Raw genomic sequence first — 26,976 nt, 5'->3', positions numbered from 1 at the left:
GCTATCACCTATCATGCACTCTACTAAAGAAAACCTACAAGTTTTACACGAAGACAACCATATTATAGTGGTTAACAAACGTGCTGGTGACATTGTGCAAGGTGATAAAACGGGCGATAAACCACTTTCAGACGTTGTAAAAGAATACATCAAAGAAAATTACAACAAACCAGGAAATGTTTTTTTAGGAACGGTTCACCGATTAGATCGCCCTACTACTGGTATTGTTATTTACGCACGTACTTCAAAAGCCTTAGAGAGATTGAATAAGATGTTACGTGATAAAACCATTAAGAAAACCTATTGGGCAGTAGTTCAGCAACAACCTAAAAAAGCTTCAGACACCTTAACAAACTACCTGAAGAAAAATCCGAAGAATAATAAATCTAAAGCCTTCACCAAAGAAGTTAAAGGAAGTAAAAAAGCAATTCTTCACTACAAAACACTTAAAAACTTAGATAATTATTCATTACTAGAAGTCGATTTAGAAACGGGTCGTCATCATCAAATTCGTGTGCAATTATCTAACATTGGTGCTATTATAAAAGGTGATTTAAAATACGGAGCTAAAAGAAGCAATAAAGATGGTAGTATCCATTTACATGCTCGAAAAATTGAATTCACACACCCAGTAAGTAAAGAATTGATAAAACTTACTGCTCCAACACCTTCTGACCCTATTTGGGATGCTTGTTTGTAATTTGTATATTTAGACAAATTTCACCCAAGATGAAAGCCCTTAAATTTTTAGCTATTTTAATTCTTCCTGTTACTGTTTACATTTCGTTTACCTACACAGGTTGGCTAACTTTTATCCCTTTAATTGTTTTCTTTGGCCTAGTTCCGCTACTTGAACTACTTTTTAAACCAGATAAAGACAATTTTGACAAAGAACAAGAAGAGATTGAAAAAGCAAACAAATTATACACCTATATATTATATGTAACAGTTCCTGTTCAGGTAGTATTTTTAGGATGGTTTTTGTGGATGATGAAAGACACAGAACTAACCACCTTAGAATATATAGGGAGAGTATCTGCCATGGGGTTAATGTGTGGTGTTATTGGTATTAATGTTGGTCATGAACTAGGGCATCGCAACAATCGTTTTGATGAATTATTAGGCGAAATTTTACTCTTAACTTCTTTAGATACTCATTTTTTACCGTACCATAATGCAGGACACCACTTTAATGTAGCCACTCCAAAAGATGCCGCTACCGCCAGAAAAAATGAAGTAGTATACCTTTTCTGGATTCGTTCTCATTTTCAAAGCTATTATCAAGCTTGGGAAGCAGAAAACACACGTTTAAAAAATTCTGGAAGAAGTTGGTTTCACCTACAAAACAGAATGCTTATCTATACACTTTGTAACATATTATTGTTAATAGGTATTTTCTTTTTATTCGGGTTAAAAGCATTATTAGCTTTTATCTCCGCTGCTATTTTTGGAATTTTATTACTTGAAACTGTAAACTATATAGAACATTACGGACTATTACGTAAACAAAACGAAAAAGGTCGTTACGAACGAGTAAAAAGAACACATTCATGGAACTCTGATCACAGAATTGGTATGTTAATGCTATTTAATTTATCTCGTCACTCCGACCATCATTATAACGGAAGTAAACATTATCAACTTTTAAAATCACTACCTGAAAGTCCACAGATGCCGACTGGCTACCCAGGTATGATGCTCGTTGCATTAGTTCCACCATTATGGTTTTCAATAATGAATAAAAAATTACAAGACTTATAACTTATGAATATTCCCGAATTGGTTCAGTCGCAAAAAAACTATTTTGCTACCCAACAAACCAAAGATATTTCCTTTAGAAAAAATGCTTTAAAAAGATTACAAAAAGAACTTATTGCTAGACAACAAGATATTGTCAAAGCACTACATGATGATTTTAAAAAGTCGGAATATGAAGCAGTCATGACCGAGACTTCCATCGTTTTGGCTGAATTAAAAATGGCGATAAAAAACATTTATTCTTGGAGCAAACCTCAGCGAGTATTACCGTCATTATTAAATTTCCCTTCTTCAGCAAAAATTTACAAAGAGCCCTACGGAGCTGTACTTATCATTGCTCCTTGGAATTATCCTTATCAACTAGCATTCTCACCTTTATTAGGAGCTGTTGCAGCAGGAAATACGGTAGTATTAAAACCTTCGGAATTAACACCACATACAAGTAAAATTACCAAAGAAATTGTAGAAACTGTTTTTGATAAAAATCATGTAGCTGTTGTTGAAGGTGGCGTAGATGTTTCTACTGAATTGTTAGCACAACGTTGGGATTATATTTTCTTTACTGGAAGTGTTCCTGTAGGTAAAATTGTTGCCAGAGCCGCAGCAAATCACCTAACTCCTGTTACCTTAGAATTGGGCGGAAAAAGTCCGTGTATCGTTGATGAAACGGCCAATATTAAATTGGTCGCAAAACGTTTGGTTTGGGGGAAATTTATCAATGGCGGACAAACCTGCATTGCTCCTGATTATTTATTGATTCATACATCGGTTAAAGAACAGTTTATACAACAATTTAAAGAAGAAATTTTTAGGGCTTATGGAGAGAACCCTCAAAACTCTCCTGATTTTCCACGTATCGTAAACACTAAAAACTTTGATAGGTTAGCTTTGATGCTAGAAAATGAAAAGTGTGTAATTGGCGGACAAACTGATAGAGACGATTGCTACATTGCTCCTACCTTAATTGACGAACCTAGTTTGGATAGTGAAGTAATGAAAGGAGAAATTTTCGGGCCAATTTTCCCTCTAATTTCTTACGAAAATGAAGCCGACATTGAAAAAATCACTGCTAAATACGACAAACCTTTGGCTTTATATGTGTTTACCAATCGAAATTCATTTGCTAAAAAAATGATTCAGCGTTATTCTTTTGGTGGCGGAACCATAAACGACACTACAGTTCATTTTGCCAATCATAGATTACCTTTTGGTGGTGTGGGAGAAAGTGGTATAGGTGGTTATCACGGAAAACAAACGTTTGACACCTTTTCACACAAAAAAGGAGTGGTTTCTCGCGGAACTTGGTTAGACGTTCCTACTCGATATGCTCCGTACAAAGGAAAATTGCAACAATTAAAAACCTTAATGAAACTGGGATAGTTTTTCTTCAGAAACAAGAAAAAAGAATCAAGAACCAAGACTTTCAAGTTATGAGTGAAAAAACCGTATCAGAAGCAGTTAATTATCGTCGTTCGGTAAGAGTGTACGACTCTGAAAAACCAATAGACACTGCTATTGTAAAAAAATGCTTAGAACAAGCAAGTTTAGCACCTACCAGTAGCAACATGCAACTATGGGAGTTTTATCATATCACTTCTAAAGAAATGATGCAAAAAATAGCTCCCTTGTGTTTTAATCAAAATGCTGCTAGAACTGCACAACAGTTAGTTGTTTTTGTGGTTCGTAAAGATTTATGGCGCAAACGCGCTAAAGCCAACTTAGCTTTTATGGATGAAGTTTTTGGAAAAAACAATCCGAAATCGGAGCAACGAAGTAGAGAAAAAGTAGCACGTAATTACTACGGAAAGCTAATTCCGTTTACCTACTTTGATATTTTTGGAATTTTTGGCTATATCAAATACTTGATGATTCTTGTTATAGGGCTTTTCCGACCTATTTATCGTGAAGTTCGCAATAGTGATATGCGTGTAGTAGCACATAAAACCTGTGGATTAGCAGCACAAACATTCATGCTCTCAATGGCTGCTGAAGGTTATGACACCTGCCCTATGGAAGGCTCCGACACTTGGCGACTCAAACGCTTATTAGGCTTACCTTTTGGCGCAGAAATTAATATGGTCATTTCTTGTGGTATCCGTAAACCAGAAGGAGTTTATGGAGAACGTTTTAGAATTCCATTTGAAGAAATTTATAAAGAAGTTTAATTCTCTGAAAAAGGAACAAAATCATACTCTTCATCTAAATCACTAATAAAAATCTTAGAAATTTCCTCTAGAATAATTTCTGCTTTATCTTCAGGAATTAAAACACTTGTTGTGTAAATTTTTAGAGGCAATTTTGCTTCGTTAGCATAGTCTATAATTACTATATCTCCTTTATTGGTTTCCCCTTCTACCCTTTTAACCTCAAATCCTAAACCAAGTTCACCTACTTTTTGTGTTTTTAAATTCGTTTTATACCATCCATAATCAAGGGAAGAGCTAAATGAATTTTTGTTAATTATAATATTCTCAACACCGTACAAATTCCACAAGCAATAACGTCCTGCGAAATAAAAAAACAAACACGGAGCTATAATCATTGGAAACAGCAACTTAGGTTCATCTTCAATATTAATCTTACTTAAAACAAGTACTAAAATCACTAATGCCACACAATTAACTAACACTAAAAAAGCATTCGCTACTTTGTTAGAAACCACCCTTAAACTAACGTATATATTTATACCATCGCTAGTGATATTGACTTCATTATTCATAGACTTTTTTCATATTAAGAGATTTAAACAAAAAAATGCTTCATTCCTTCCAATGATGTTAGAGAATTATTTCTTAGGTAAAAACACCAATTTATTTTTATTCTTCTTTATATCTTCCTCATTGAGATTCATCCTTACAAACTCACCATCTACATATTTTTGTGCTTGGTCTTTGTAATACGGACTAAACACGTTTCCTGATTGACCCGTTGGCATTATAGCAATACTGTTTTCTACATCAGAAAAATCAATGACTCTTCGAGTTGAAGGTCCTGCATGAATTTTATACACTCCTGTGCTATCCAACTTAAAAATTTGGTTATTAATTACCTCATTTCCTCCAATGGTTTCAAACGGACCTACATTAAAGAATTTACGTAGCAATCCGCCTGCTTTACCAATAGCATGCTCATACTCCACAGAAATTACACGATTCCACGTCCAATCATCTACGTTTTCTCCTAATTGATTTTGTAAAAATGCAATTGCTTTTTGAAAAGCTGTCGTGATTATTTCGTTTCTAGTTTCAACTTTATCAGTTGTTGAAACATCATCCCACCAAACCGATTGTTCTCTTTTAGCTAGTTGAGCTAACACCTGATCTTGCAATTGTGAATCAATAAATAACTGAAAGCTTTTTCCTAAATCATCTTTAAAAGTAGCAGTTAAAAACTCATATAAAAATCGATTGTAAATCGTCGGAGCTACATTGGTTTTTAAATATTCTCCATCCCATTTTTCTAATACCGAATACGCTTTTTTAGCTGAAGGTGATAATGACGACTTATCTACACTTGCTAATAACTCTCTTCCAATTTCTGGAACTACAGGCGAAGTAACATCGTAAATCATTTCAGCCACATCTTGTTTGGTGAAATCATTTTTAGGCTCTAATAACTCTACAATTCTCTTTGCTCTGTCTTCTGGCTGATAATATCCTGGATACAACTTACCCCTCACAGAATCAGGTTGATTATTTGCTGAATACACATAGTTCCAACTCGGATTTTCTGCTTGCGGATTTTCTTCAAAGTCTAAATACGCTATAATTTCATCCTTACCAGAAGCTCCATTTAAATACATTTTAGAAGACAAACTATCTCTTAACTCATATAATTTAGCAGAAGCGAACCAACCTACATTTCCTTTGGCATCACCATACATTACATTTAAACCTGGTGCATGAATTTGTGCTGCTCCTGTTTTAAAATCTTGTAACGAATTAGCATGCGACATTTTATATGACACCTCTAACAACTTATTAGGTAACTGTGTATAAATCCAGTTCGTTGCAATTGGTCTTTTGTCTTTAACCTGTTCCATTAAACCATTCATAATTGGACCGTGTTTACTCACCTTTACCTGATACGTGGTATCTTTTCCTCCCTTTACTTTTATATGCTTATCCCATAGCTCATATTTCTGGTACCCTTCAGGTGTTTTATATTCCATCGGATCTTCAGGATTGTTTTCTTCTACATAAAAATTCAAATCATCATTTGCCAACATCGTCAATCCATAAGCATAATTTGTGTTATGTCCCAATAACGGAAACGGCATCAACGCTAAATTGAATCCGTAGATTTCAAAATCGGGAGTTTTTATGTGATTTTGATACCAAACCGAAGGTTGAGAATATGCAATATGCGGGTCATTCGCAAAAATTACTTTTCCGTTTTTAGTTTTCGGTGGCGCAATTACCCATGAGTTACTTCCAATAAATGGAGAAACAGGTAGTTTATCCATTATTTCATTTACAGCAATTGAAAAATCAGCATGGATAGTTTTTTTATTCGTTGTTTTGTTAAGTGTTAAGTTTTCGTTGTAAGAACTCAATAATTCATTTACATAAGATTCACCTAATTTTTCTTTTACTTCTGTTAATAACGGATCCGTTTTATGTGCAACAGCAAAACTAAACGCCATATAACCAAAGACATTATACACATCTTTAATAGTGTAATTTTCTTTTTCTAACCCTACTAAATAAAATTCTAAAGGAGTTGCCCCTTCTTCTATAAACTGATTTACACCATTCAAATACGCTTCTGTTAATTTATAAGCTTCAGAATTTTTATCTAATTCTTGAATTGTTTTTTCAGCCGCTTCTTCAATCCCTAATCCAGAGAAAAATTTATCGACTCTAACTAAATCTTTTCCAAAAACTTCTGCTAATCTTCCAGCCGAAATTCTTCGAATCAATTCCATTTGCCATAATCTGTCTTGGGCATGTACGTATCCTAAAGCTATATAAGCATCCTGCTGATTTTGTGCAGTAATGTGCGGAACTCCTACTTCATCATAAAACACAGTAACTTTATCTGAAATTGAGGCTAGTTGTAACTCTCCCTCATAAGTTGGATGCAGAGTTTTTGTAAACAACCAAACACCAACACTTAATAACACTAGTAATAACAGAACAATTTTTAACGACTTTTTTAATAACTTCATTAGGGATGATTTTTCATCAAATATAACAGAATTATTATTTACTCCTCTATTTCTCAAATATGTTAAAAAAGTCCTTCTCTATAAATTATTTTAGAAATCTCTACAACATCAATCATAGATTGTTTGTATTTTTGATGCTAATAAAAATCATGTTCAATGAGAAAAATTCAAATGGTTGACTTACAAAGTCAATATCAAAAAATAAAAGATACGGTTGATGCTTCTATCCAAGAAGTTTTAAATACTTCAGCATATATTAACGGACCGTATGTTCATGAGTTTCAAGCAGATTTAGAAAAATATTTAGGTGTTAAGCACGTAATTCCATGCGCTAACGGTACAGATGCTTTGCAAATAGCCATGATGGGTTTAGGTTTAGAACCAGGTGATGAAGTTATTACTGCCGATTTTACCTTTGCTGCTACTGTAGAAGTAATTGGTTTATTAAAATTAACTCCTGTTTTAGTTGATGTTGAACCAGATACCTTTAACATTGATATTGAAGCTTTAAAAAAGGCAATTACACCTAAAACAAAGGCAATTGTTCCTGTACATTTGTTTGGACAATGTGCGAATATGGAAGCTGTTCTTGAAGTTGCTAAAGCGCATAATTTATTTGTGATTGAAGATAACGCACAAGCTATTGGTGCTGACTATACTTTTACTGACGGAACAAAAAAGAAAGCAGGTACAATGGGTAATGTTGGAACCACTTCTTTCTTCCCTTCTAAAAACTTAGGATGTTATGGTGATGGTGGTGCTATTTTTACTAATGATGATGAATTAGCACACACACTTCGAGGAATGGTAAACCACGGAATGTACAAACGTTATTACCACGACGTAGTTGGAGTGAACTCACGTTTAGATTCTGTTCAAGCAGCGGTGTTAAAAGCTAAACTCCCTTTATTAGATAGTTATTGTGATGCTCGTAGAAAAGCTGCAGAATACTACTCAAATGCTTTTGCTAACAATCCGAATATCGTTACACCAACAATTAGCGATTTTACAACCCATGTTTTCCACCAATATACTTTGAAAATCACCAATGGAAAACGTGATGAATTACACCAACATTTATTAGATAATAATATTCCTAATGCTATCTATTACCCTGTACCATTACATGCCCAAAAAGCATATCAAGATGACAGGTATAACGAAGCTGATTTTACAATTACCAATCAATTAATTGATGAAGTAATTTCGTTGCCTATGCATACAGAATTAGATGAAGAACAATTAGCTTTTATTACGAAAACTATTAACGATTTTATTTAATAATGGTAAAAGGTCATTTCGAACAAAGGGAGAAATCTCATTACTATAAATAGTATAGATTTCTCGATAGCACCTTCTTCAAAATGACTATTTAATAAATAAAACTATGAAACAGAAAATTAAAACATTAAAATTTATTCATTTAGCTTTAGTAGCAGGAATTACTTTGGCGTATTTTATTTTAGGAGATTTTGAAAACATTTTCAAAATGGTTATTGATAATTCTTCTTTGTTCTATGCTTTCATTCCTGCAATTGCCTATGTTTTTAGTAATTTCTTATTTAAAAACATGTTGAAAAATGTAAAAAGAGAAGCTAGTAATGAAGAGAAGTTTGCCATTTATCAAACAGCTTCAATCGTAAGATGGGCTGTTATTGAAGGAGCTTGTTTTATAATTTTATTTTTAAAACCTGACTTTTTACTGTTAGGAGTAATTTTATTAATTTATATGATTCTCTTAGCACCAAAAGAACATCAAATTTCAAGAACCTTAGACATTAAAGATTCTGAATTACAATCATAAAAAAAGCGAACTCGTTTGAGTTCGCTTTTTTATTTTTATATAAAATTTATTACGCTTCAAAACTAGCTCCGCTAGCTGCTACGTTTCTATCAATCTTACGCATTAAGCCTTGTAATACTTTACCAGGACCTACTTCAACAAACTCTGTACCACCGTCAGCAACCATTGCTTGTACACACTGTGTCCATTTTACTGGTGCTGTTAACTGTGCGATTAAGTTTTCTTTAATTTCTGCAGGATTTGTTACTGCTTTAGCTACTACATTTTGATATACCGGACAAATAGGCTCGTTAAAAGTAGTTTCTTCAATTGCTTCTGCTAACTCTTCACGAGCAGGCTCCATCATTGGTGAATGAAATGCTCCTCCTACAGGTAAAAGTAATGCTCTTTTAGCGCCTTTTTCTTTTAATACTTCACAAGCTTTTTCAACAGCTTCAATTTCTCCAGAAATTACTAGTTGTCCCGGACAGTTATAGTTTGCTGCTACTACTACTCCATCAATTTCAGCACATGTATCTTCCACAACTTTGTCTTCTAATCCTAAAACAGCTGCCATAGTTGATGGTTGAATTTCACAAGCTTTTTGCATTGCTAAAGCTCGTTTAGAAACTAATCTTAATCCATCTTCAAAAGATAATACTCCATTAGCCACTAATGCAGATAATTCCCCTAATGAGTGACCTGCTACCATTTCTGGCTTGAAATCATCACCTAAAACTTTCGCTAAAATTACCGAATGTAAAAAGATAGCTGGTTGCGTTACTTTTGTTTGTTTTAATTCTTCAGCAGTACCTTCAAACATTACATCGGTAATGCTAAATCCTAATATATTATTTGCTTTTTCAAAAAGTTCTTGAGCTAATGGTGAATTTTCATATAAATCTAATCCCATTCCTGTAAATTGTGCTCCTTGACCTGGAAAAATATATGCCTTCATGTATTTATTTTGTTGTTTGTTTAACGATGCAAACATACAATTTTTAAAATTACTATCTTCGTTTTATGACGGCACGACTAAAAAACCAAGCGCAACTTATCTACTTAGTTTTAGCAGCTTTATTTATTGCATCTTTAGTAACTTCGAATTTAATTTTTCAGAAGTTTTTTTATTGGGAACCTTTTAATTTGTTCCGTTTTGAGGTTTCGGTAGGTATTCTTCCTTATCCTATTACTTTTTTAATTACTGATATTTTATCGGAAATTTACGGAAAGAAAAAAGCCAACCAAGTAGTAATCGCTGGTATTTTTGCCTCCTTTTTTTCTATGCTCATTATTCTAGTAGCCGATTATACGCCTGCTATAGATAATTCTCCTATTGACAATGGTACGTTTACAAAAGTTTTTGGATTGTCTCCTTTAGCTGTTTTAGCTTCAATGCTAGCTTATCTAGCTGCTCAATTTATAGATATCCGAATTTTTCATTTTTGGAAGAATTTAACCAAAGGAAAACATTTATGGCTTCGTAACAACTTCTCTACTTTTTTATCACAATTTATAGATACTTTTACCGTACTATTTTTATTGAGCTCCTTTAAAATTCTTCCTTGGAATATCTTTGGAAGTCTTTTAATAAGTGGATTTTTATTTAAAGTTATTGTAGCTGCCCTAGACACCCCTGTTTTATATATTGCGGTGTATTGGTTCCGAAGAAATTTCGGCTTAAAAATTGGAGAAGAAATAACAGATTAACAACCTTGTACTACTATGTTAAACAAGTTTTTTTATAGATTTTTTAAAGAGCATTTTTCTCTTTCTGAAACCACTTTAATATACCTTAATCTTTTAGCAAACCTTGTGGTACTTACTCTATTAGGGTATATCCTTTTTAAGGCTTTCAGATACTTTGGTAGAAAAGCTATTCGCAAAATGGCGAATAAAACATCTACCACTTTTGATGATTTACTAATTAAAAACAGGACTTTTTTAAACTTAACAAGAATTATCATTTTCATACTGATTTATAATCTTCTAAAAGAAATTCTTGTTGATTTCCCTAACTTGTTTACCTACGCAGAACGTATTACGACTATCGGAATTATTTTTGCCATCATCTGGTTTATCCGTAGTATTTTATTAACAGTTAAAGATTTTTTACGTACTACCGAAGCTTTTAAAGACAAACCTTTAGAAAGCTATGTGCAAATCTTTATGATTGTGTTATGGCTTATTGCAGCTATTTCGTCTTTTTCAGTTTTAACAGGTAAACCTCTAATTCGTTTTTTAACTGCTTTAGGAGCTTTTTCAGCAGTTCTTTTATTAGTTTTTAAAGATACTATTCTTGGTTTTGTATCAAGTATTCAGGTAGCGGTTAACGATACTGTTAGAATTGGTGATTGGATTACTATGGAAAAATATGGTGCTGATGGTGATGTGGTTGAAATCAACTTAACTTCAGTAATTATTAGAAATTTTGACAATACCATTTCCAGCATCCCAACCTATTACCTAACATCCGATTCGTTCAAAAACTGGCGAACGATGAATAGTTCAGGGGGTAGACGCATTAAACGAGCTATTTTAATTAAAATAAATAGTATTCATTTTCTTACTGATGAAGACATCGAACGCTTTAAAAAAATTGAATTAATTTCTGATTACATTACAAAAAGTAGTGAGGAAATAAAAAAATACAATGAGAAGCATAACGTTGATAAGTCAGTCTTACTAAACGGTAGAAACTTGACCAATTTTGGAACTTTCCGAATTTATTTAGACAAGTATATTGAAAATCATCCAAAAATTAACCAAGACATGTTACTCATGTCTCGTCAACTAGAACCAACTCCTAATGGAATTCCGTTGGAAATTTATGCGTTTAGTAGAGAAAAAGTATGGCAAGATTACGAGCGTGTAATGGCGAATATTTTTGATCACATCTTAGCTTCTGTTAAATATTTTGATTTAGAAGTTTTTCAAAATCCGTCGAGTATTGACATCAATAATTTGAAAGAATTTAAAAAGAGTGAATAGTAACGTAAGTACATCTTTGTGGCAAATAGCCATCCAAAAATTTAAACGTAGTAAAACAGGAATGTTTAGCTTTTGGTTTATTATTTTTTGTGGATTAGTTGCAGTTTTCTGCTATGTTTTAGCACCAGACAATAGTAACTCTGCTAATCAAATGCATTTAGAAATTCACTCTAAGCCTCCAGGCTTTTCTGTTCAAATGTTGAGCATCCCTTCTGAAAGTAAAAGTCAGCAGTCGTGGTTTTCAGTTTTTATGAACGGAAAAGAACAATCGGCAACTGAAATTCCTATACAATCACACTCAGTTAAAAATAATCAACTAGAAGTAATTAAGTATGCAGATGATTTACCAAAGGACTTTCCTGCAGCTTACGAAAAATACATTCAAGAAAAAACATTTTACTTAGGAACCGATAAATACGGACGCGATTTATTGAGCAGGTTACTAATCGGAGCAAGAATTTCATTTTTTATCGGTTTTATCGCCGTTTTTATTTCTCTTGTCATCGGAATTCCTATCGGAGCAATTGCAGGGTATTTTGGCGGAAAAATAGACGATTTTATCATGTGGATTATCAACATTACTTGGTCTATCCCTACACTTTTATTGGTAATTGCAATCACACTGGCTTTAGGAAAAGGTTTTTGGCAAGTATTTATTGCTGTAGGTTTAACTATGTGGGTAGAAGTTGCACGTGTGGTTAGAGGTCAAGTAATTACTACTAAACAACAACAATATGTTGAAGCCGCTAAAGCCTTAGGTTTTTCTGATTTTAGAATTATTTTCAAGCATATTTTACCCAATATTTTAGCACCAATTATTGTAATATCTGCTGCTAATTTTGCAGCCGCTATTTTGATTGAAAGCGGCTTAAGTTTCTTAGGTATCGGAGCACAACCTCCTACTCCTTCTTGGGGAGCTATGATTAAAAACCACTACAATTATATTATTCTTGGAAAGCCGTATTTAGCCATTATCCCTGGGCTAGCAATTATGAGTTTAGTAATGGCATTTATGCTTATCGGAAATACGCTTCGTGATGCTTTAGACGTGAAAGCTTAAAAATTTGTAATTTCGCTTTCTTAAAATTTTAGATATGAGTTTTAGTGTACAATTTAAAACACGATGGGCAGATTTTGATGCCAACATACACATGCGTCATACCGCATACAACGATTATGCAGCTGAATTACGTTTACGTTTTTTTAAAGAGCATAATGTTACAGTTCAAGATTTTACAAAAGAAAATGTAGGACCTATTTTATTTGAAGAAAACACCAAGTTTTTAAGAGAAATCCACATGGGAGAGGATATTACTGTGAACTTAAAAGTTACAGGATTGTCTAGTAAAGGTGAGCGTTGGAAAATTCAACATGAAGTTTTTAACGAAGCTGGAAAACTATCTGCTATTATTACTGTTTATGGTGCTTGGTTAGACTTAGTGAAACGTAAATTAACAGTACCTCCTGCTAAATTTCAAGAAATTTTTAATGAAGTTGAAAAAACAGCAGACTTTAAAGAAATCGTATTAAACAAAGAGCTTATTTCAGATAAATAAAAATGAGTAATTCTAGGAAAATAAAAGTAGTTATTACAATTGTTGCTTTGCTTGTTGGCTATTGGTTACAACAAAAAGATAGCCACACTTCTTCTTTAGATTTAACGCAAACGGCAAACAATACATCTAATAACTTTAATTACTTTCCAACTTCTACAACTGGAGCTATTATTAAACATAATGGCTACCAGTTATCTTATAGTGAACAACATGAACAGGCTGAGTGGGTCGCTTATACTTTAGATAAAAGTGATATTGTTTACACCAATTATAAACGTCCTTTTTTTATTGAAGATCCTAAAGTAAAAACCAAATCTGCTGATTGGAGAAATTATAAAAAATCTGGTTACGACAAAGGGCATTTATGTCCTGCAGGAGATAGACGCGCTTCACAAAAAGCACATGATGAAACCTTTTACACCTCTAATATCTCTCCTCAAAACCATGAATTTAACGCTGGTATTTGGAACAAACTAGAGCAAAAAACTCGTTATTGGGCTAAAAAATATAACCATTTGTATGTTGTTACTGGTGGAGTTTTAGAACCTAACTTGAAAACTATTGGAAAGGAAAACGTAAGCGTTCCCAACTATTTTTACAAGGTTTTATTAGATTACACAGAACCTGAAGTGAAAGCCATTGCTTTTTTACTTCCACATGAAGACAGTAATAAACCTCTATCTGATTTTGTAGTTTCTATTGATGAATTAGAGCAAAAAACAGGGATTGATTTTTTCCCTGGACTTCCAGATGATTTAGAAAATAAACTAGAGGCTTCTGCTAATTATAAAAACTGGAGTTTTAGATAAGTTTATATGCTTACTTCGCTAGGTAAAATTCCGAAGTGATTTTTAAACGCTTTTGAAAACTGACTTAAATTAGAATAGCCCATTAAAAAACCTGTTTCAGACACAGAATAGTTACCTTGTTGTAGGGTTTCCATCGCTTTTTCCATTTTGTTCTTTAAGTGATATTTATATGGTGTTGTTCCTAAAACTTGTTTAAAAAGACGCTTAAATTTAGATAAACTCATTCCCGCAATTCCTGAAAGATCGTTTAACAAAATTTCTTTTTCCGGGTTTGTATCTAATACTTTCCTTACTTTCATCAACTGCTGTAAGTCGTTTGGATGTATGTTTTGCTTCCCTTCTTTTAAAGGTCTGTCTCCAAAACGAATAAATAAGTAATCGACAATTTGTATAATGTTAGAAATTGATGTTAATCTATTATTTTGGTTTAAATCAATTTTCTTTAATAACTCTTTGAGTTTATAATCTAAATTTTCTGATAAGTATATTGGGCTATTACAACTAAAAAAGCCTCGTAAACTATCATGATCGTCTAATACGTTTTTAAATAACCACTCTTTAGAAATGAGAATATTGAAAGCTTTTATTCTTTTGTTTTTAGGCAATAACGCTTTTGATGCAGTAGTAGAAGAACTCAATACCATATTTACATTTTCAAAACTTTGTTTAAATGTTTTTCCTTCTGCACATCTTATTATTTCTGTATCTGACAAATAGAAATCAACTAAAAAGAAATCATTTGTGCTTTTAGGAATTCGAAACAAACCTATATCATTATGTAAAGTATAATCTATTTGCTGCGCCCATAAACCTTCTTGCACTTCTATGTATTTTATCTTTCCTTCACCTAGTTCTTCCTTAAAAACAAGTTCCGTTCCTTTAATTTCTACAGGTAATATTTTACTTAATTCTGCAAAAAAATCTTTGGGTTGTGCAAGTTGATATTCTATTATTTTTTCCTTCATTTACTTACTAATCGTCTAAAACATCAAAAATAATTATTTTTAAACTATCATTCTCATCAAAAAAAAAGAAGTGCCATAAGTTTTAAAACTCCATGACACTTCTTAAAAACCACGAACTTATATCCCTATTTAGTGGTAGGTTTTAAAGAGTTTAAATTATTAACAATCATATATTCTAATAACACCTCTTTTGGATAATTGTCAAACAAATTATCAGCATCAAACAAACGACGTTCTAAATCACTTAAATATAGCTTGCTAAATAATTCAAGATCTACATCTGGTCTTATCTCTCCATTCACTTTAGCTTCTTCAAGTAACCTCATTATATCTGTAGAAACTACATCTATAGTAATTTCTTTGTATGCATCGTACGCATTAGGGTAATACTTTTTTAATCCGAAAAGAAACGACGGTTTAAATTTTACTACGTACTTAAAAATTACTTCGTAAATCGCTATTACTTTATCTAAAGCTGATTCATTAGAGTTAAGGATAGGTTCTACATCAATTTTAAACTCATTTATTAGCGCTTTGATACTTTCTATAATCAATTCTTCTTTGGATGAAAAACAAGTATAGATTGTCTTTTTGGATATTCCGAGCAACTCGGCTATTTCATCCATTGTAGTATGTTTACTACCAAAAGCTATAAATTTTTCTTTAGCTACATCGATAAGTTTTTTCCTATTACTCATAATAAAAACGATCTTACTTCCAACCGCCTCCTAACGCTTCATATAAATTTACAACGCTTAACAACTGATTTAATTTGTTATTAATAACGTTTAACTCAGCATTCAATGCACTTTCTCTTGCAGTTAATAAATCTAAATAGTTCGCATATCCGTTTTTCAATAATTCTTCAGAATTTACTTCTGCTCTACGCAACGCTTCAACTTCATTTTTTCTATACTCGAACTTTTCTGTTTCTGCGTTATAATCGAAAAGTGCATTAGAAACCTCGTTACCTGCTGTTAACAATGTTTTCTTAAAGTTTAACAATGCTTGTTCTTGTTGCGCTTTTGCTACTTCGTGTTGCGTTCTAATTTTTCTTTGATTGAAAATTGGCTGAGTTAATCCGCCTACAATATTAGCAAACAACGAATTTGCTCTTATCAACTCATCTAACTCTAAACTTTGGAAACCACCATTTGCAGTTACAGTTAACGATGGATAAAAGTTACTTTTTGCCACATTCGTCATTTCAAAAGCATTGATTAAGCCATATTCAGCAGCCATCACATCTGGTCGGTTGCTTAATAATGTAGCCGGTACTCCAAGGTTAATAGCCGCATTAAGCTCTTGCTGATCTAACTTACTTCTTTCAATAACTACAGAGGTTTTACCTAATAATAAATTTAACGTATTTTCTGTTTTGAAAATTGCAGCTTCTAAATCAACTTTTAAAGCTTTTGCTTTATTATACTGAGCTATGTTCTGATCTACAGCAACCTGTGTTACTTGTCCAGCATTTTTCAGTTCTTTAATGGTACTTACACTACTCTCTCTAGTTTCAATAGTTTGCTCAGTAATTTTTAACTGTGCATCTAATGCTACTAACTGATAATATGTTGATGCTATAGCTGAAACCAACTTAGTTTTAACTGCTTGGTGAGCTGCTACACTTTGTAAATAACCTGCTTTTCCTGCTCTTTTGTTACTACGTATTTTTCCCCAAATATCTGCTTCCCAAGAAAGATTTCCTGTTATTTCAAACTGTTGTAAACTTCCGTTGAAAAAAGATCCGAACTGACTATTTTTAGCTAATTCTTGATGTGTTGCTTTAGCTCCTACTCCTATACTTGGTAAATACCCTGCTTTACCTTGCTTCATATAAGCTTCAGCTGCTGCCATTTGTTGTATAGCTACACGAATATCAAGGTTATTTTGCAAACCTTCATCAATGTATTGCTTTAAATGAGCATCTACAAACATATCTCTCCAAGACACATCTGCCATTGAAAGGCTATCTTGTGGTAAATTATCGGTACGATACAAGTGTTCTGTTTCTTTTAGCTCAGGACGTGCGTAGTCTTTTGCAACAAAACAACTTTGTAAGGTTGTAGCCATTACGACTACAACCAAGGTTTTATTTATAAACTTCATAATTAATCTTCTTTAGTTTCAATAACAGCTGGTTTACTTGATACTTTTTCTTGCAACCATTGGAAAAGGATGAATAAAATAGGGATTACAAATACTCCTAAAATTGTTCCAATTAACATTCCTCCTGCTGCACCCGTTCCGATTGAGTTGTTTCCTTCTGCTCCTACTCCTTTTGCTAATACTAACGGCATTAACCCTAAGATAAACGCAAATGAGGTCATTAAAATCGGACGTAAACGTGCTTTTGCTCCATGAATAGCTGCATCTACTATACTTTCTCCATGTCTTCTTCGCTGTACTGCGAATTCTACAATCAGAATCGCATTTTTTGCCAAGAGTCCTACCAGCATGATCAATGCAATTTGGAAATAGATGTTGTTTTCTAAGCCCATTACTTTTGTTGAGAAAAATGCTCCGAAGACACCTAAAGGTAACGAGAAAATTACTGCTAATGGTAAGATGTAACTTTCGTATTGCGCTGCTAATAAAAAGTAAACGAAAACGATAACTAATAAGAAAATCACTACTGTTTGGTTACCTGCACTCACCTCTTCACGAGATAAACCAGAGTAAGCAACTTCATAATTACTTGGTAAGTTTTTAATTTCTTCATTTACAACAGCAATCGCATCACCTGTACTATATCCTGGGTTTGCTGCTCCGTTAATTTTTGTTGAGTTATATAAGTTAAAACGTGTTACCGATTGTGGACCATACACTTTTTTTAATTTTACAAACTGTGTAATTGGAGCCATTTCTCCACTTCCTGTTTTTATATATAATTCATTTAATGAATTCGCATCGCTACGATCTTCTGGCAATGCCTGAACATATACACGGTATTGTTTACCAAACCTTGCAAAATCTGCTGCATAAACTCCTCCAATATATCCTTGTAAGGTTGAGAAAATACTGCTTATCGAAACTCCGTATTTTTTAGCCAACGGTACATCAATATCTAATTCGTATTGAGGATATTTTGTATTGAATGATGATTGACCATACTGAATTTCTGGATGCTTCATCAAGTTACCAATAAACTGTTGCGTTGTTTTATCTAAATCTTCAAAGCTTCCTCCTGATTTATCTAACAAGTTTACTTCAAAACCTCCTGAAAGACCAAATCCTGGAATACTTGGTGGCGCAAAGAAAATGATATTGGCATCAGGAATTGTAGCTGCGACACCAAACAATTTACCTATAATAGCATTTGCTGATTGATCGTCTGCCTCACGTTTATCCCAATCTTCTAACTTCACAAATCCTAAACCGTAGTTAGTTCCTGCCCCACTAATTAAACTTCTACCATTAATTACAGTTACCCCTCTAACACCTGGAATATCTTTTGCTTTCTTATATAACTCTTGTGTAACCACATTTGTTCTATCCATAGAAGAACCTGCTGGTAACTCTACGTTCATAAAAATAATACCACGGTCTTCACTAGGAACAAATCCTGTTGGGGTTGTATTAGCTGCCCACCAAATTCCTACTCCTGAAAGAACTAATATTAACCCTGTTACCCATTTGTTCTTGTATAAAAAGGCTAATGATCTTCCGTAACGCTCTGTAGTAGCATTGAATCCTGCGTTGAATCTATCATAAAACTTTTGTAAAAAGCTTTTGTTTTCATCTTCATGATCATCGTGTCCTTTTAGGAATAAAGCACAAAGTGCTGGACTTAATGTTAATGCGTTTACTGCAGAAATTAAAATTGCGACAATAAGCGTAATACCAAACTGCTCATAGAATACCCCTGTTGGTCCCTGAATAAACGTTACAGGAATAAATACCGCAGCCATTACTAAAGTAATCGAAATAATTGCTCCTGAAATTTCATGCATCGCATCTAATGTTGCTGCTTTTGCATCTGTAGCTCCTTCATCTATCTTAGCATGCACCGCTTCAACAACTACAATTGCATCATCTACCACAATACCAATTGCTAATACTAATGCGAATAATGTTAACAGGTTAATCGAATACCCGAATAAGTTTAAGAAAAAGAACGTACCTACAATTGCTACTGGTACTGCAATTGCTGGAATTAACGTTGAACGAAAATCTTGTAAGAAAATAAATACTACTAAGAATACTAATAAGAAAGCTTCTATTAACGTATTTCTTACCTTGTTCATCGAAGCTGTTAAGAAGTTATTCGTATCATAGTTAATCTCGTATTTGATTCCCTCTGGAAAATCTTGAGATAAACGACTTAACTCTGATTTAATGTTCTCAATAATTTCTTGTGCGTTAGATCCTGCAGTTTGATAAACTCCCATGTTAACACTAGGATATCCTTCAGTAAAACCATACGAATCGTACCCTTGAGAATCTAACTCAATCTTAGCAACATCTTTTAATCGTAAATACTCTCCGTTATCTAATGCTTTTATAATGATGTTCTCGTACTGATCTTCCGTTTTAAAACGTCCGCTATACTTAATGTTATATGAAAATGCTTGTCCGTCGTTTTGCCCTAATGAACCTGCAGAAGCCTCTAAACTTTGCTCTCTTAAAGCTGCTGTTACTTCTGTTGGAACTAAATTATACGCCGCTAACTTCTCTGGTTTTAACCATATACGCATTGCGTAATCTTGGTTAGAGAATACGTTTACATTACCTACACCATTTACCCTTTGAAGTGCTGGTATAACGTTAATTTTTAAATAGTTTTGAACAAAAGTTGCGTTGTAATTTTCGTTTTCAGAATATACTGATAAGAACATTAACGCCGATGTTTGTTGCTTTTGCGTTGTTACCCCTGTTTGAATTACCTCTTGTGGTAATAAAGGATTTGCTCTAGCAACACGGTTTTGTACGTTTACAGCCGCAATATCCGGATCAGTTTTTTGATCAAAAAATACGGTAATATTTGCTGTACCATTATTGGATGCAGAAGAAGTCATATAAGTCATTCCTTCTACCCCATTAATCTGTTCTTCTATGGGAATGATAACACTTTCTAAAATGGTTTCAGCACTCGCACCAGGATAAACTGCATTTACCTGAATGGTCGGAGGTGCAATATCTGGATATTGTTCAACAGGTAAAGTTGTATACCCTAAAACACCCAGAATAACTATGATAATTGAAATAACGGTAGATAGTACCGGTCTTTCTATAAATGTTTTTAACATAATTTACTGATCTAAAATATTATTGAAATAGGGGTTTAATAGGCTTTACAATACTATCGAAAGCTACCTTTTGTGGTTCAACAGGCATTCCGTTTCTTAACTTACCAATACCTTTAACTACAATTAAATCATCCTTTTTTATACCTGACCCAACAACATATAGCATGTCGTTTTTATCTTTAACAGTAATTAAAGTTGAGTTTGCTGTATTGTTTTCTCCAACGCTATACACGTACGTTTGTCCTTGTTGCTCATAAGTAGCAGATTGTGGAACTACTAAAGCTTCTTCATATAATTTAGGTATTTTAATTGTACCACTATTTCCGTTAGTTAATAATCGGTTAGGGTTATCAAAAACTGCTCTAAAGCTTACAGTACCTGTTTTAGCATCAATTTGACCTGTAACAGTTTCAATTGTTCCTTTTTCTTCATACGCTTGTCCGTTAGCTAAAACCAATTCTACCTTAGGGAAGTTCTTAATTTTCTCTTGAAGTGTTTTACCTTCTGTTTGTTGAAGAAAATTTAAATATTCTGTTTCATTCATAGAAAAGTATGCAAACACTTTTTTAATACTTGCTACAGTAGTTAACGGTTTTGCACTAGTAGCACTTACAAGTGAACCTTCTCTGTAAGGAATTGCTCCTACATAACCATCTACAGAACTTCTTACTGTAGCATAACCAATATTTGCCACCACACTATTATACGCACTTTTAGCTTGCGCTAATTTTGCTTTTGCTGTTTCTAATTGAACTGGACTTATAATGTTTTTCTCTACTAAAGGTTTTAGTTTTTCTACCTCAACCTGAGCTGCGTTAACATTTGCTTTTGCTGCTCCAGCATCTTGACTTAACGATTGCGTTTCTAGTTTAAATAAAGCTTGACCTTTTCTTACTTTTTGACCTTCATCTACCAACACTTTTTGGATGTATCCTGAAACTTTTGCTCGTACTTCACTATTAACAGTACCTTCTATAGTTGTTGGATAACTTGTGTATGCTGTAACATTTTTTTGAGGCACAGCTATTACAGCTAAAGGTAAAGCTCTTTGCTGATTAGGAACTTGTTGTTGCTCTTTTTTACAACCTGTAAAAGTCATAACAACAATACCAAGTATGGTAATACCGTATATTCTTGTTTTTCTCATTTTTTTTTATAATTAGTGTTTGTGGTTTACAATTGTTTCTTTCAATTTGATAATAGATGTTATTGCTCCATCTAAAAACTCGATAAAGCTATCGTGAAAACCTAATTCAAATTGGTTCTCTTCTTCTAAATTTTCATTAGCTTCTTCTTTATAAGCCTTAATCTCTATATGTAATTGCTTCTCTCCTTTCCATTCTTCAACCATATCACTAATTCCCTGAAGCATTGTATCTTTATTTAAAACAAAATACTTTTTTCTGTCTCCTGTTTTAGTAAAGTAATTCACCTTTTTTAAATCTTGTAAGTGGTTAAGGTGTGTTGAAATTGTGCTTTTACTCGCACAAAGACCCGATACCAAATCTTCGAAAGTTGTTCCTTGTTTTCCCGTTAAAATGATATGCGAAAAAATTCTTGCGGCCACAGGAGCCATTTGTTCTTTTTTTTCTAAAAAGATCCCCAACTTTTCAACTAATTCACATTTTTTCTTTTCTACTTGATTCATCATCATTAAAAATTTACTCTGCAAAAATAAGTTTAGTTCGGAACAAACCGAACTAAACGAAGTTAAAAAATTGTTAAATCCTTTTTTAACAAAGATGATATGTGTTTATTTTCAGTGTTTTACTTCACTACTTTTAAAAATGAGATTGTTTCTCCCCCCTCTTTGTTATAAAATTTAAGTAAATCTTCTTTTACTTCGAAACTAACAGAACTCTGTAACATCTTAAGATAATCAGCACCGATTTGCATATCTCTACACATTTTTTGTGTAGCTGCAATATGACCAATTTCAATTTTGTCTTCTGATATTTTATTAATCAGAGCTGTATAATCGTTACATCCGTTATTTCCAGACAATCTCATTTCTTCTAATGAAATTTTTATACGTGGAGTTTTTAACATTCGATTAATTGGAGCACCTTCAATTCTAGCTGCAATCCAATCTCCATTCAACGAAGCTTCTGATTCTTTTTTAACTGATTTTGTAAAAGATACGGTTTTTTTTCCTTCTTTATTAAAAAAAATCAAGTTGTTTCCTTTTATTAAATAGGTATTTATTTCTCCTAAAGCTTTGTTATAACTATTGGCAACATCCATTATGAAACACATTCTTCTAGTAGTTGTCACTGTTTTAATTTTTAAACTTTGCGAGGTAATATTTGATATTTGACCTGTATAATTATTACAGCTATCATTTCCTGAAACCCTATTTTTATTTAAGTCAATCGTTAAGCTTGGAGCATTTGTTGTTTCATTAAATTCTCTATCATACAAACTTGTAACACTCCATTCTCCAGCTAAATAAGTTCTAATATCTGCTTGACTCTCTATTTTTTCAAGAAATGTATACTTTATACTAGAAGCATCTGCAGGTACATCTTTAGGATTTAATCGTTCTACTTTCACTTTTATTTTTTGAAGGGTTCCTTCTTCAAAAATAAATCCTTCAATCGGAGCATAAAAAAGCTCCCAAGTTGCTTCTGCAATATTATTTCCTTTATAAACATTTAAACAGTTCATTTTACCCGCACCAGCACTACATTCTGTCTTTATGCCACTTACCCAAAACACTTCTTCTGTACTTCCTGTATTCTTTAAACTACCACATGATTGCAACACTAATGAAACAATTATTGGTAAAAACAAACTCACTTTTTTCATCTTACTTATTTTTATTTACGGTATTAATAATCTTTACAAAATTAAGCCTCGAAAAATTACGTAAATACTCCTTAAGGATTATCAATTACCCCCAAATGTTCAAAAAGTAAGCCAACCTATAAAATAGCTATTATTAATTGTACAAACACTACAACATGTACTGAAGAAGAGCATCAACTCAATCGTAGATCGATGTTTATCATCAAAGAATAATCAAAAAAGCTTCTCTAAATTGAGAAGCTTTTTTATAAAATAGGAGCTAACAAACGAGCTATTCTTTCTGCAAATCGTATAAAAACAGACCTGCTATTCCACTGTTTTATATCTATTTTTTCACTGTGCTTTAAATCTTCTAAAAAGGCTTCTTTTAGCTGAAAAGCTAATTCTTTATCATAAACCAAAGCATTAATTTCAAAATTGAGTTCAAAACTACGTTCATCTAAATTTGCAGTTCCCACAGAGCTAATTAACTCGTCAAAAATCATCGTTTTTGCATGTACAAACCCTTTTTTATACCTATACACCTCAACTCCTATTTCTAACACTTCTTTATAAAAAGAATTAGACACTCCGTTTACCAATTTTGAATCTGAAATACTGGGTACTAATAGTTTTATATTCACTCCACTTAAGCTAGCTATTTTAAGTGCATCTAAAAAAGAAGCTCTAGGAACAAAATAAGGAGTAGTTATCAGTATTTCTTTTTTTGACAATAAAATTGCCTGAATAAGCGCATACATTATATCTGGATGATCAGAATCTGGTCCGCTAGAAATTACTTGTACTAACTGAGTATGATCGCTTGTAATTTCTTGTTTATCTATAGGAAAAAGTTCTTCTTCAACAATAACATTTTGATCAGCACAAAAGTTCCAGTCTGCTAAAAAAACACGCTGTAAGTTCAACACCGCTAATCCTTCAATCTTTATATGTGTATCACGCCAATAACGATTAAACTTGTTAGGATTTATATACCTATCAGAAACATTAATTCCCCCAATAAAGCCAACTTGACCATCAACAACAATAATTTTTCTATGGTTTCGATAGTTGATTCTGTTTGCCAACAACAACCACTTTATTTTATAAAAAGGATACGCTTCAACACCACTTTCAATTAAAGAGTCTACAAATGATTTACGAATATCTTTACATCCAAAATCATCGTATATAAAACGTACTTTCACTCCTTGCGCAGCTTTTTCTTTTAAAATAGCTCCAATTTGTTTTCCAATAGCATCGTTTTGATAGATATAATACTCAATATGTATATGATTCTTAGCTGCTTTTAATACCTTAATTACTTCTGGAAATTTGCGTTCTCCGTTTAGTAACAAACTAACTTTATTGTTACTTGTCAAAACATTTTCTTGATGTATAAACTTAGAAAGATTGTAAAAATGCTTTAATTGGATTTTTGAGGTTGATAGCGTCTTTTTAGTATAATTTTTTAGTTGCTCTTTAAGTTCTATAAAAATACTTTTATCTACTTCTAGCTTCTTATTATAGAGTTTATAAGTTCTATGATTTATTCCAACGGTAAGATAAATAATTATTCCTCCGACAGGAAAAAAGATAAGTAAAAATAAGTACGCTATTGCTTTGGGTGGGGTTGAGGTATTAATAATAATAACCGCAACGGCAAGAATAATAGCTATGTATAGAATTAAGAATAATGTTGTGAGCACAGTATAAATACCTTTTTGTTAAAGATATTTAAAATATTATAAATCCTATACCTAGCTATTAAAAAAGTAACTTTTGTTTAGATAACCTCAATTACATCTTCATAAGGTCTTCTCGATTTTGGCATCACTTCAGGCTGATAACGATCATCTTCTGCTCTGTAACCTACTGATAACGCAAAAAGAGGCTTGTAATCTGTCATTCCTAAAATATCCATATACTTTTCAGGTTCTATACCTTCCATCGGTGTAGAATCTAACCCTAGTGCAATAGATGTACTCATAGCAACTCCTAACGCAATGTATACTTGCTTTGCTAACCATACTCGTAAATCGTTTTCTGGTATGTTAGCTTTTATATTGTTATACCAATCGCTAAGACCTGTTGGCAATTCTTTATCTACTACTTTTTGAAAAGCATCTAAGTCTTCGGCTACACTAAAAACAATTAATAAATCTGCTTGATTCACTTTTTCTGTGTTGTGAAGTGAAGCTTCAGCTAATTTACCTTTTACTTCTGGGTTTTGTACAAACGTAAACTTCCATGGTTGAATATTAATTGACGAAGGTGCTAAGTGCAGTACCTCTTTTAACTCTTCAATCTTATCTTGTGGTATTCTTTTACTGCTATCGTATTTTTTGGTTGCATAGCGTTTTTTTGCTAATTCTGATGGTTTCATAATTCTTGTTTTTTAACATTTATTATCTTCTACTACGTACTCTAACAGGAACTAGTTGTTGTTTTTGTGTCAGAGTATTTCCTCTTAATAAGACATTCTCTATCTTACTTAAAAAATTCATTATTGTTTTCATACTCATTTATTTAACGTACTGTAATTACCTTACAAATTTACTTCTTACTACCTCTTTATCAATACTCTTAAAAGCCTAAACACTACCCCTAAAAGTGTATTTCAAAACTACTTATCCTTTTTAAAAAACACTTCTGCTAATAGTTTTTGTGATTTTAGTCGCGCCTCGTGATTACCTGTAATAGTTTGCAACATAATTTCATCCGTTCCGTAAACTTCAGCTATTTGTGTTAACCAACCGTACAATTTTTCAGGAGTGCTAGCCAAAACTTTTGGTGGTTGTTTTGGATCTATTAATTCTTCAGGCTTCTTATACCTATCCCCTAGCAGTTTTATAGCCGTATCTTCATCTTCAAGCAGACTTTGAGTATCGGCTTTCGTTCTTAAACGGTATTCAAATAATTGAAGTGGAGCTGTCATTCGATGCGCTTCTTCTTCAGTTTCCGCAGCAAATACATTTAACGCTAACATTAATTGTGGTTTCCTACTTCCTGATTCGTGTGCTATTGGTTTGAAGTTTTGATGGTAATGCTGAGCTATTCCGTAAGACATTGTAGGGTTTATAAAACCTGCAAAAGCATAACGTAAACCTAACTCGGCAGCAGCATTAGAGCTCCAAGGACCAGAACCCAACAACCAAAACTCTGGAGTGGTGCCATTGTGATGTGATTTAATTTCGGAAAAAGGATTTTCAGGATCAAAACCTTGATTCATCCAATGTAACAATTCTATTAATTGATCTGCTGAATCATTTATGTTTTGACGATATACAGATCGATGTCGTTGCAATGCCATATCCACTATTTGTCCTCCAGTGGCTCTTCCAATTCCCATATCTATCCTTTTAGGAAATAATTCTTCCAAACTATTAAAAGTTTCTGCTACTTTAAACGGGCTATAATGGTTTAACAAAACAGCTCCTGAACCTACTTTAATTTTTTTAGTCTGTGCAGCAATAAACGGAATCATAACTTCTGGCGTACGTCCTGCTCCTGTTCCTGCCGCATGATGCTCAGCTACCCAAAAACGAGAAAACCCTAACGCATCTGCTTGTTGAGCTAACTCTAAACTATTCATTAAGGCTTGATGTCTATCTCCATTCTTTGGCACGATAGATAAATCTAATACTGAAAGCTTCATAATTTTGTACTAAAAAGATTTAAGAATACAAATTTACTTTCATTATCTCTTTTCATGTACCCTTAAAAGCCTAAACACTACTCCAAAAAGTTCAGCCAATGCAACTATAAAAACCTTTTTTTGAAACACTTAACCCTTGCATACATTAAAAATAAATCGTTTATTTAACAGGAAAAAAAATAATAGTATAAATTGTTTATGAATCTATTTCTCTCCTTTAATTTACTAAAATCACCAATAAACTATTACT

At 32.9% G+C, this 26,976-nt stretch carries 24 protein-coding genes; 11 read left to right on the top strand and 13 right to left on the bottom strand.

Going from position 1 to position 26,976, the window contains the following annotated elements:
* Positions 1-13 precede the first annotated feature (13 nt).
* The 4 genes from ACKTSU_RS02030 to ACKTSU_RS02015 are packed head-to-tail and all read left to right on the top strand — an operon-like array spanning position 14 to position 3,923.
* The gene (locus ACKTSU_RS02030; RefSeq protein ID WP_408034711.1) at positions 14-700 is read left to right on the top strand and encodes an RluA family pseudouridine synthase; all 687 of its coding nucleotides are present in this window, start codon (positions 14-16) and stop codon (positions 698-700) included.
* 29 nt (positions 701-729) lie between these two features.
* Entirely contained in the window at positions 730-1,761 is a 1,032-nt protein-coding gene (locus ACKTSU_RS02025) for an alkane 1-monooxygenase (protein WP_408034710.1), read from the top strand.
* Positions 1,762-1,764: 3 nt separating this feature from the next.
* Positions 1,765-3,138, top strand: a complete 1,374-nt coding sequence (locus tag ACKTSU_RS02020; protein WP_408034709.1) for an aldehyde dehydrogenase — start codon at positions 1,765-1,767, stop codon at positions 3,136-3,138.
* A gap of 50 nt (positions 3,139-3,188) precedes the next feature.
* Positions 3,189-3,923: a nitroreductase family protein gene (locus ACKTSU_RS02015; RefSeq protein ID WP_408034708.1), complete on the top strand. Its 735-nt coding sequence runs from the start codon at positions 3,189-3,191 to the stop codon at positions 3,921-3,923.
* Here ACKTSU_RS02015 and ACKTSU_RS02010 read toward each other — a convergent pair.
* Together ACKTSU_RS02010 and ACKTSU_RS02005 are read right to left on the bottom strand one after the other, a co-directional pair.
* Positions 3,920-4,477, bottom strand: coding sequence for a hypothetical protein (locus ACKTSU_RS02010; RefSeq protein ID WP_408034707.1), 558 nt, complete (start codon positions 4,475-4,477; stop codon positions 3,920-3,922). The two genes, ACKTSU_RS02015 and ACKTSU_RS02010, sit on opposite strands and share 4 nt — an antisense overlap.
* 66 nt (positions 4,478-4,543) lie before the next feature.
* Positions 4,544-6,928: a penicillin acylase family protein gene (locus ACKTSU_RS02005; protein ID WP_408034706.1), complete on the bottom strand. Its 2,385-nt coding sequence runs from the start codon at positions 6,926-6,928 to the stop codon at positions 4,544-4,546.
* A 156-nt stretch (positions 6,929-7,084) separates the two neighbouring features.
* On the opposite strand from ACKTSU_RS02005, the gene ACKTSU_RS02000 reads away from it, so the two are divergent.
* Both ACKTSU_RS02000 and ACKTSU_RS01995 read left to right on the top strand, forming a co-directional pair.
* Positions 7,085-8,209, top strand: coding sequence for a DegT/DnrJ/EryC1/StrS family aminotransferase (locus ACKTSU_RS02000; RefSeq protein ID WP_408034705.1), 1,125 nt, complete (start codon positions 7,085-7,087; stop codon positions 8,207-8,209).
* 106 nt (positions 8,210-8,315) lie between these two features.
* A complete protein-coding gene (locus ACKTSU_RS01995) occupies positions 8,316-8,732 on the top strand; it encodes an MFS transporter (RefSeq protein WP_408034704.1) in 417 nt (138 codons plus the stop codon).
* Between the two features lie 49 nt (positions 8,733-8,781).
* On the opposite strand, the gene fabD is transcribed toward ACKTSU_RS01995, so the two are convergent.
* A complete protein-coding gene (gene fabD, locus ACKTSU_RS01990) occupies positions 8,782-9,669 on the bottom strand; it encodes an ACP S-malonyltransferase (RefSeq protein ID WP_408034703.1) in 888 nt (295 codons plus the stop codon).
* A gap of 65 nt (positions 9,670-9,734) precedes the next feature.
* Here fabD and ACKTSU_RS01985 point away from each other — a divergent pair, with 65 nt between their 5' ends.
* The 5 genes from ACKTSU_RS01985 (at position 9,735) to ACKTSU_RS01965 (ending at position 14,067) form a co-directional block, all read left to right on the top strand.
* Complete coding sequence (locus ACKTSU_RS01985; RefSeq protein ID WP_408034702.1) at positions 9,735-10,421, top strand: queuosine precursor transporter; 687 nt, start codon at positions 9,735-9,737, stop codon at positions 10,419-10,421.
* A 177-nt stretch (positions 10,422-10,598) separates the two neighbouring features.
* Entirely contained in the window at positions 10,599-11,702 is a 1,104-nt protein-coding gene (locus ACKTSU_RS01980; RefSeq protein ID WP_408034701.1) for a mechanosensitive ion channel family protein, read from the top strand.
* Complete coding sequence (locus ACKTSU_RS01975) at positions 11,695-12,762, top strand: ABC transporter permease (protein WP_408034700.1); 1,068 nt, start codon at positions 11,695-11,697, stop codon at positions 12,760-12,762. The genes ACKTSU_RS01980 and ACKTSU_RS01975 overlap by 8 nt, the downstream gene beginning before the upstream one ends.
* Positions 12,763-12,796: 34 nt before the next feature.
* On the top strand, positions 12,797-13,258 hold the full coding sequence (locus tag ACKTSU_RS01970) for an acyl-CoA thioesterase (protein WP_408034699.1): 462 nt from the start codon (positions 12,797-12,799) through the stop codon (positions 13,256-13,258).
* Positions 13,259-13,260: 2 nt separating this feature from the next.
* Complete coding sequence (locus ACKTSU_RS01965) at positions 13,261-14,067, top strand: DNA/RNA non-specific endonuclease (RefSeq protein WP_408034698.1); 807 nt, start codon at positions 13,261-13,263, stop codon at positions 14,065-14,067.
* Positions 14,068-14,069: 2 nt separating this feature from the next.
* On the opposite strand, the gene ACKTSU_RS01960 is transcribed toward ACKTSU_RS01965, so the two are convergent.
* From ACKTSU_RS01960 to ACKTSU_RS01915, 10 genes are all read right to left on the bottom strand, one after another.
* Positions 14,070-15,032 (bottom strand): AraC family transcriptional regulator, encoded by a 963-nt coding sequence (locus tag ACKTSU_RS01960; protein WP_408034697.1) that lies wholly within the window; start codon positions 15,030-15,032, stop codon positions 14,070-14,072.
* Between the two features lie 125 nt (positions 15,033-15,157).
* Positions 15,158-15,730, bottom strand: a complete 573-nt coding sequence (locus ACKTSU_RS01955) for a TetR/AcrR family transcriptional regulator (RefSeq protein ID WP_408034696.1) — start codon at positions 15,728-15,730, stop codon at positions 15,158-15,160.
* Between the two features lie 13 nt (positions 15,731-15,743).
* Positions 15,744-17,141 carry an efflux transporter outer membrane subunit gene (locus tag ACKTSU_RS01950; protein WP_408034695.1) on the bottom strand — a complete coding sequence of 466 codons (1,398 nt, stop codon included), beginning with the start codon at positions 17,139-17,141 and terminating at the stop codon, positions 15,744-15,746.
* A 2-nt stretch (positions 17,142-17,143) separates the two neighbouring features.
* Positions 17,144-20,281, bottom strand: coding sequence for an efflux RND transporter permease subunit (locus ACKTSU_RS01945; protein ID WP_408034694.1), 3,138 nt, complete (start codon positions 20,279-20,281; stop codon positions 17,144-17,146).
* Between the two features lie 19 nt (positions 20,282-20,300).
* Positions 20,301-21,428 carry an efflux RND transporter periplasmic adaptor subunit gene (locus ACKTSU_RS01940; protein WP_408034693.1) on the bottom strand — a complete coding sequence of 376 codons (1,128 nt, stop codon included), beginning with the start codon at positions 21,426-21,428 and terminating at the stop codon, positions 20,301-20,303.
* 12 nt (positions 21,429-21,440) lie between these two features.
* The gene (locus ACKTSU_RS01935) at positions 21,441-21,932 is read right to left on the bottom strand and encodes a GbsR/MarR family transcriptional regulator (RefSeq protein ID WP_408034692.1); all 492 of its coding nucleotides are present in this window, start codon (positions 21,930-21,932) and stop codon (positions 21,441-21,443) included.
* A gap of 116 nt (positions 21,933-22,048) precedes the next feature.
* A complete protein-coding gene (locus ACKTSU_RS01930) occupies positions 22,049-23,089 on the bottom strand; it encodes an META domain-containing protein (RefSeq protein WP_408034691.1) in 1,041 nt (346 codons plus the stop codon).
* Between the two features lie 245 nt (positions 23,090-23,334).
* Positions 23,335-24,777: a cardiolipin synthase gene (gene cls, locus ACKTSU_RS01925; protein WP_408034690.1), complete on the bottom strand. Its 1,443-nt coding sequence runs from the start codon at positions 24,775-24,777 to the stop codon at positions 23,335-23,337.
* A 77-nt stretch (positions 24,778-24,854) separates the two neighbouring features.
* Positions 24,855-25,454 (bottom strand): nitroreductase family protein, encoded by a 600-nt coding sequence (locus ACKTSU_RS01920; RefSeq protein WP_408034689.1) that lies wholly within the window; start codon positions 25,452-25,454, stop codon positions 24,855-24,857.
* A 240-nt stretch (positions 25,455-25,694) separates the two neighbouring features.
* A complete protein-coding gene (locus tag ACKTSU_RS01915; RefSeq protein ID WP_408034688.1) occupies positions 25,695-26,726 on the bottom strand; it encodes an MsnO8 family LLM class oxidoreductase in 1,032 nt (343 codons plus the stop codon).
* Between the last annotated feature and the right edge of the window lie 250 nt (positions 26,727-26,976).

This window comes from Tenacibaculum aestuarii (assembly GCF_964510395.1).
GTDB lineage: Bacteria > Bacteroidota > Bacteroidia > Flavobacteriales > Flavobacteriaceae > Polaribacter > Polaribacter aestuarii.
This window is presented reverse-complemented; position numbering and strand designations above follow the sequence as displayed.

Coding starts and splice junctions, on each gene's coding strand:
- ACKTSU_RS02030 (WP_408034711.1), top strand. CDS start 14: ATGCACTCTACTAAAGAAAACCTACAAGTTTTACACGAAGACAACCAT.
- ACKTSU_RS02025 (WP_408034710.1), top strand. CDS start 730: ATGAAAGCCCTTAAATTTTTAGCTATTTTAATTCTTCCTGTTACTGTT.
- ACKTSU_RS02020 (WP_408034709.1), top strand. CDS start 1,765: ATGAATATTCCCGAATTGGTTCAGTCGCAAAAAAACTATTTTGCTACC.
- ACKTSU_RS02015 (WP_408034708.1), top strand. CDS start 3,189: ATGAGTGAAAAAACCGTATCAGAAGCAGTTAATTATCGTCGTTCGGTA.
- ACKTSU_RS02010 (WP_408034707.1), bottom strand. CDS start 4,477: ATGAATAATGAAGTCAATATCACTAGCGATGGTATAAATATATACGTT.
- ACKTSU_RS02005 (WP_408034706.1), bottom strand. CDS start 6,928: ATGAAGTTATTAAAAAAGTCGTTAAAAATTGTTCTGTTATTACTAGTG.
- ACKTSU_RS02000 (WP_408034705.1), top strand. CDS start 7,085: ATGAGAAAAATTCAAATGGTTGACTTACAAAGTCAATATCAAAAAATA.
- ACKTSU_RS01995 (WP_408034704.1), top strand. CDS start 8,316: ATGAAACAGAAAATTAAAACATTAAAATTTATTCATTTAGCTTTAGTA.
- fabD (WP_408034703.1), bottom strand. CDS start 9,669: ATGAAGGCATATATTTTTCCAGGTCAAGGAGCACAATTTACAGGAATG.
- ACKTSU_RS01985 (WP_408034702.1), top strand. CDS start 9,735: ATGACGGCACGACTAAAAAACCAAGCGCAACTTATCTACTTAGTTTTA.
- ACKTSU_RS01980 (WP_408034701.1), top strand. CDS start 10,599: ATGGCGAATAAAACATCTACCACTTTTGATGATTTACTAATTAAAAAC.
- ACKTSU_RS01970 (WP_408034699.1), top strand. CDS start 12,797: ATGAGTTTTAGTGTACAATTTAAAACACGATGGGCAGATTTTGATGCC.
- ACKTSU_RS01965 (WP_408034698.1), top strand. CDS start 13,261: ATGAGTAATTCTAGGAAAATAAAAGTAGTTATTACAATTGTTGCTTTG.
- ACKTSU_RS01960 (WP_408034697.1), bottom strand. CDS start 15,032: ATGAAGGAAAAAATAATAGAATATCAACTTGCACAACCCAAAGATTTT.
- ACKTSU_RS01955 (WP_408034696.1), bottom strand. CDS start 15,730: ATGAGTAATAGGAAAAAACTTATCGATGTAGCTAAAGAAAAATTTATA.
- ACKTSU_RS01950 (WP_408034695.1), bottom strand. CDS start 17,141: ATGAAGTTTATAAATAAAACCTTGGTTGTAGTCGTAATGGCTACAACC.
- ACKTSU_RS01945 (WP_408034694.1), bottom strand. CDS start 20,281: ATGTTAAAAACATTTATAGAAAGACCGGTACTATCTACCGTTATTTCA.
- ACKTSU_RS01940 (WP_408034693.1), bottom strand. CDS start 21,428: ATGAGAAAAACAAGAATATACGGTATTACCATACTTGGTATTGTTGTT.
- ACKTSU_RS01935 (WP_408034692.1), bottom strand. CDS start 21,932: ATGATGAATCAAGTAGAAAAGAAAAAATGTGAATTAGTTGAAAAGTTG.
- ACKTSU_RS01930 (WP_408034691.1), bottom strand. CDS start 23,089: ATGAAAAAAGTGAGTTTGTTTTTACCAATAATTGTTTCATTAGTGTTG.
- ACKTSU_RS01920 (WP_408034689.1), bottom strand. CDS start 25,454: ATGAAACCATCAGAATTAGCAAAAAAACGCTATGCAACCAAAAAATAC.
- ACKTSU_RS01915 (WP_408034688.1), bottom strand. CDS start 26,726: ATGAAGCTTTCAGTATTAGATTTATCTATCGTGCCAAAGAATGGAGAT.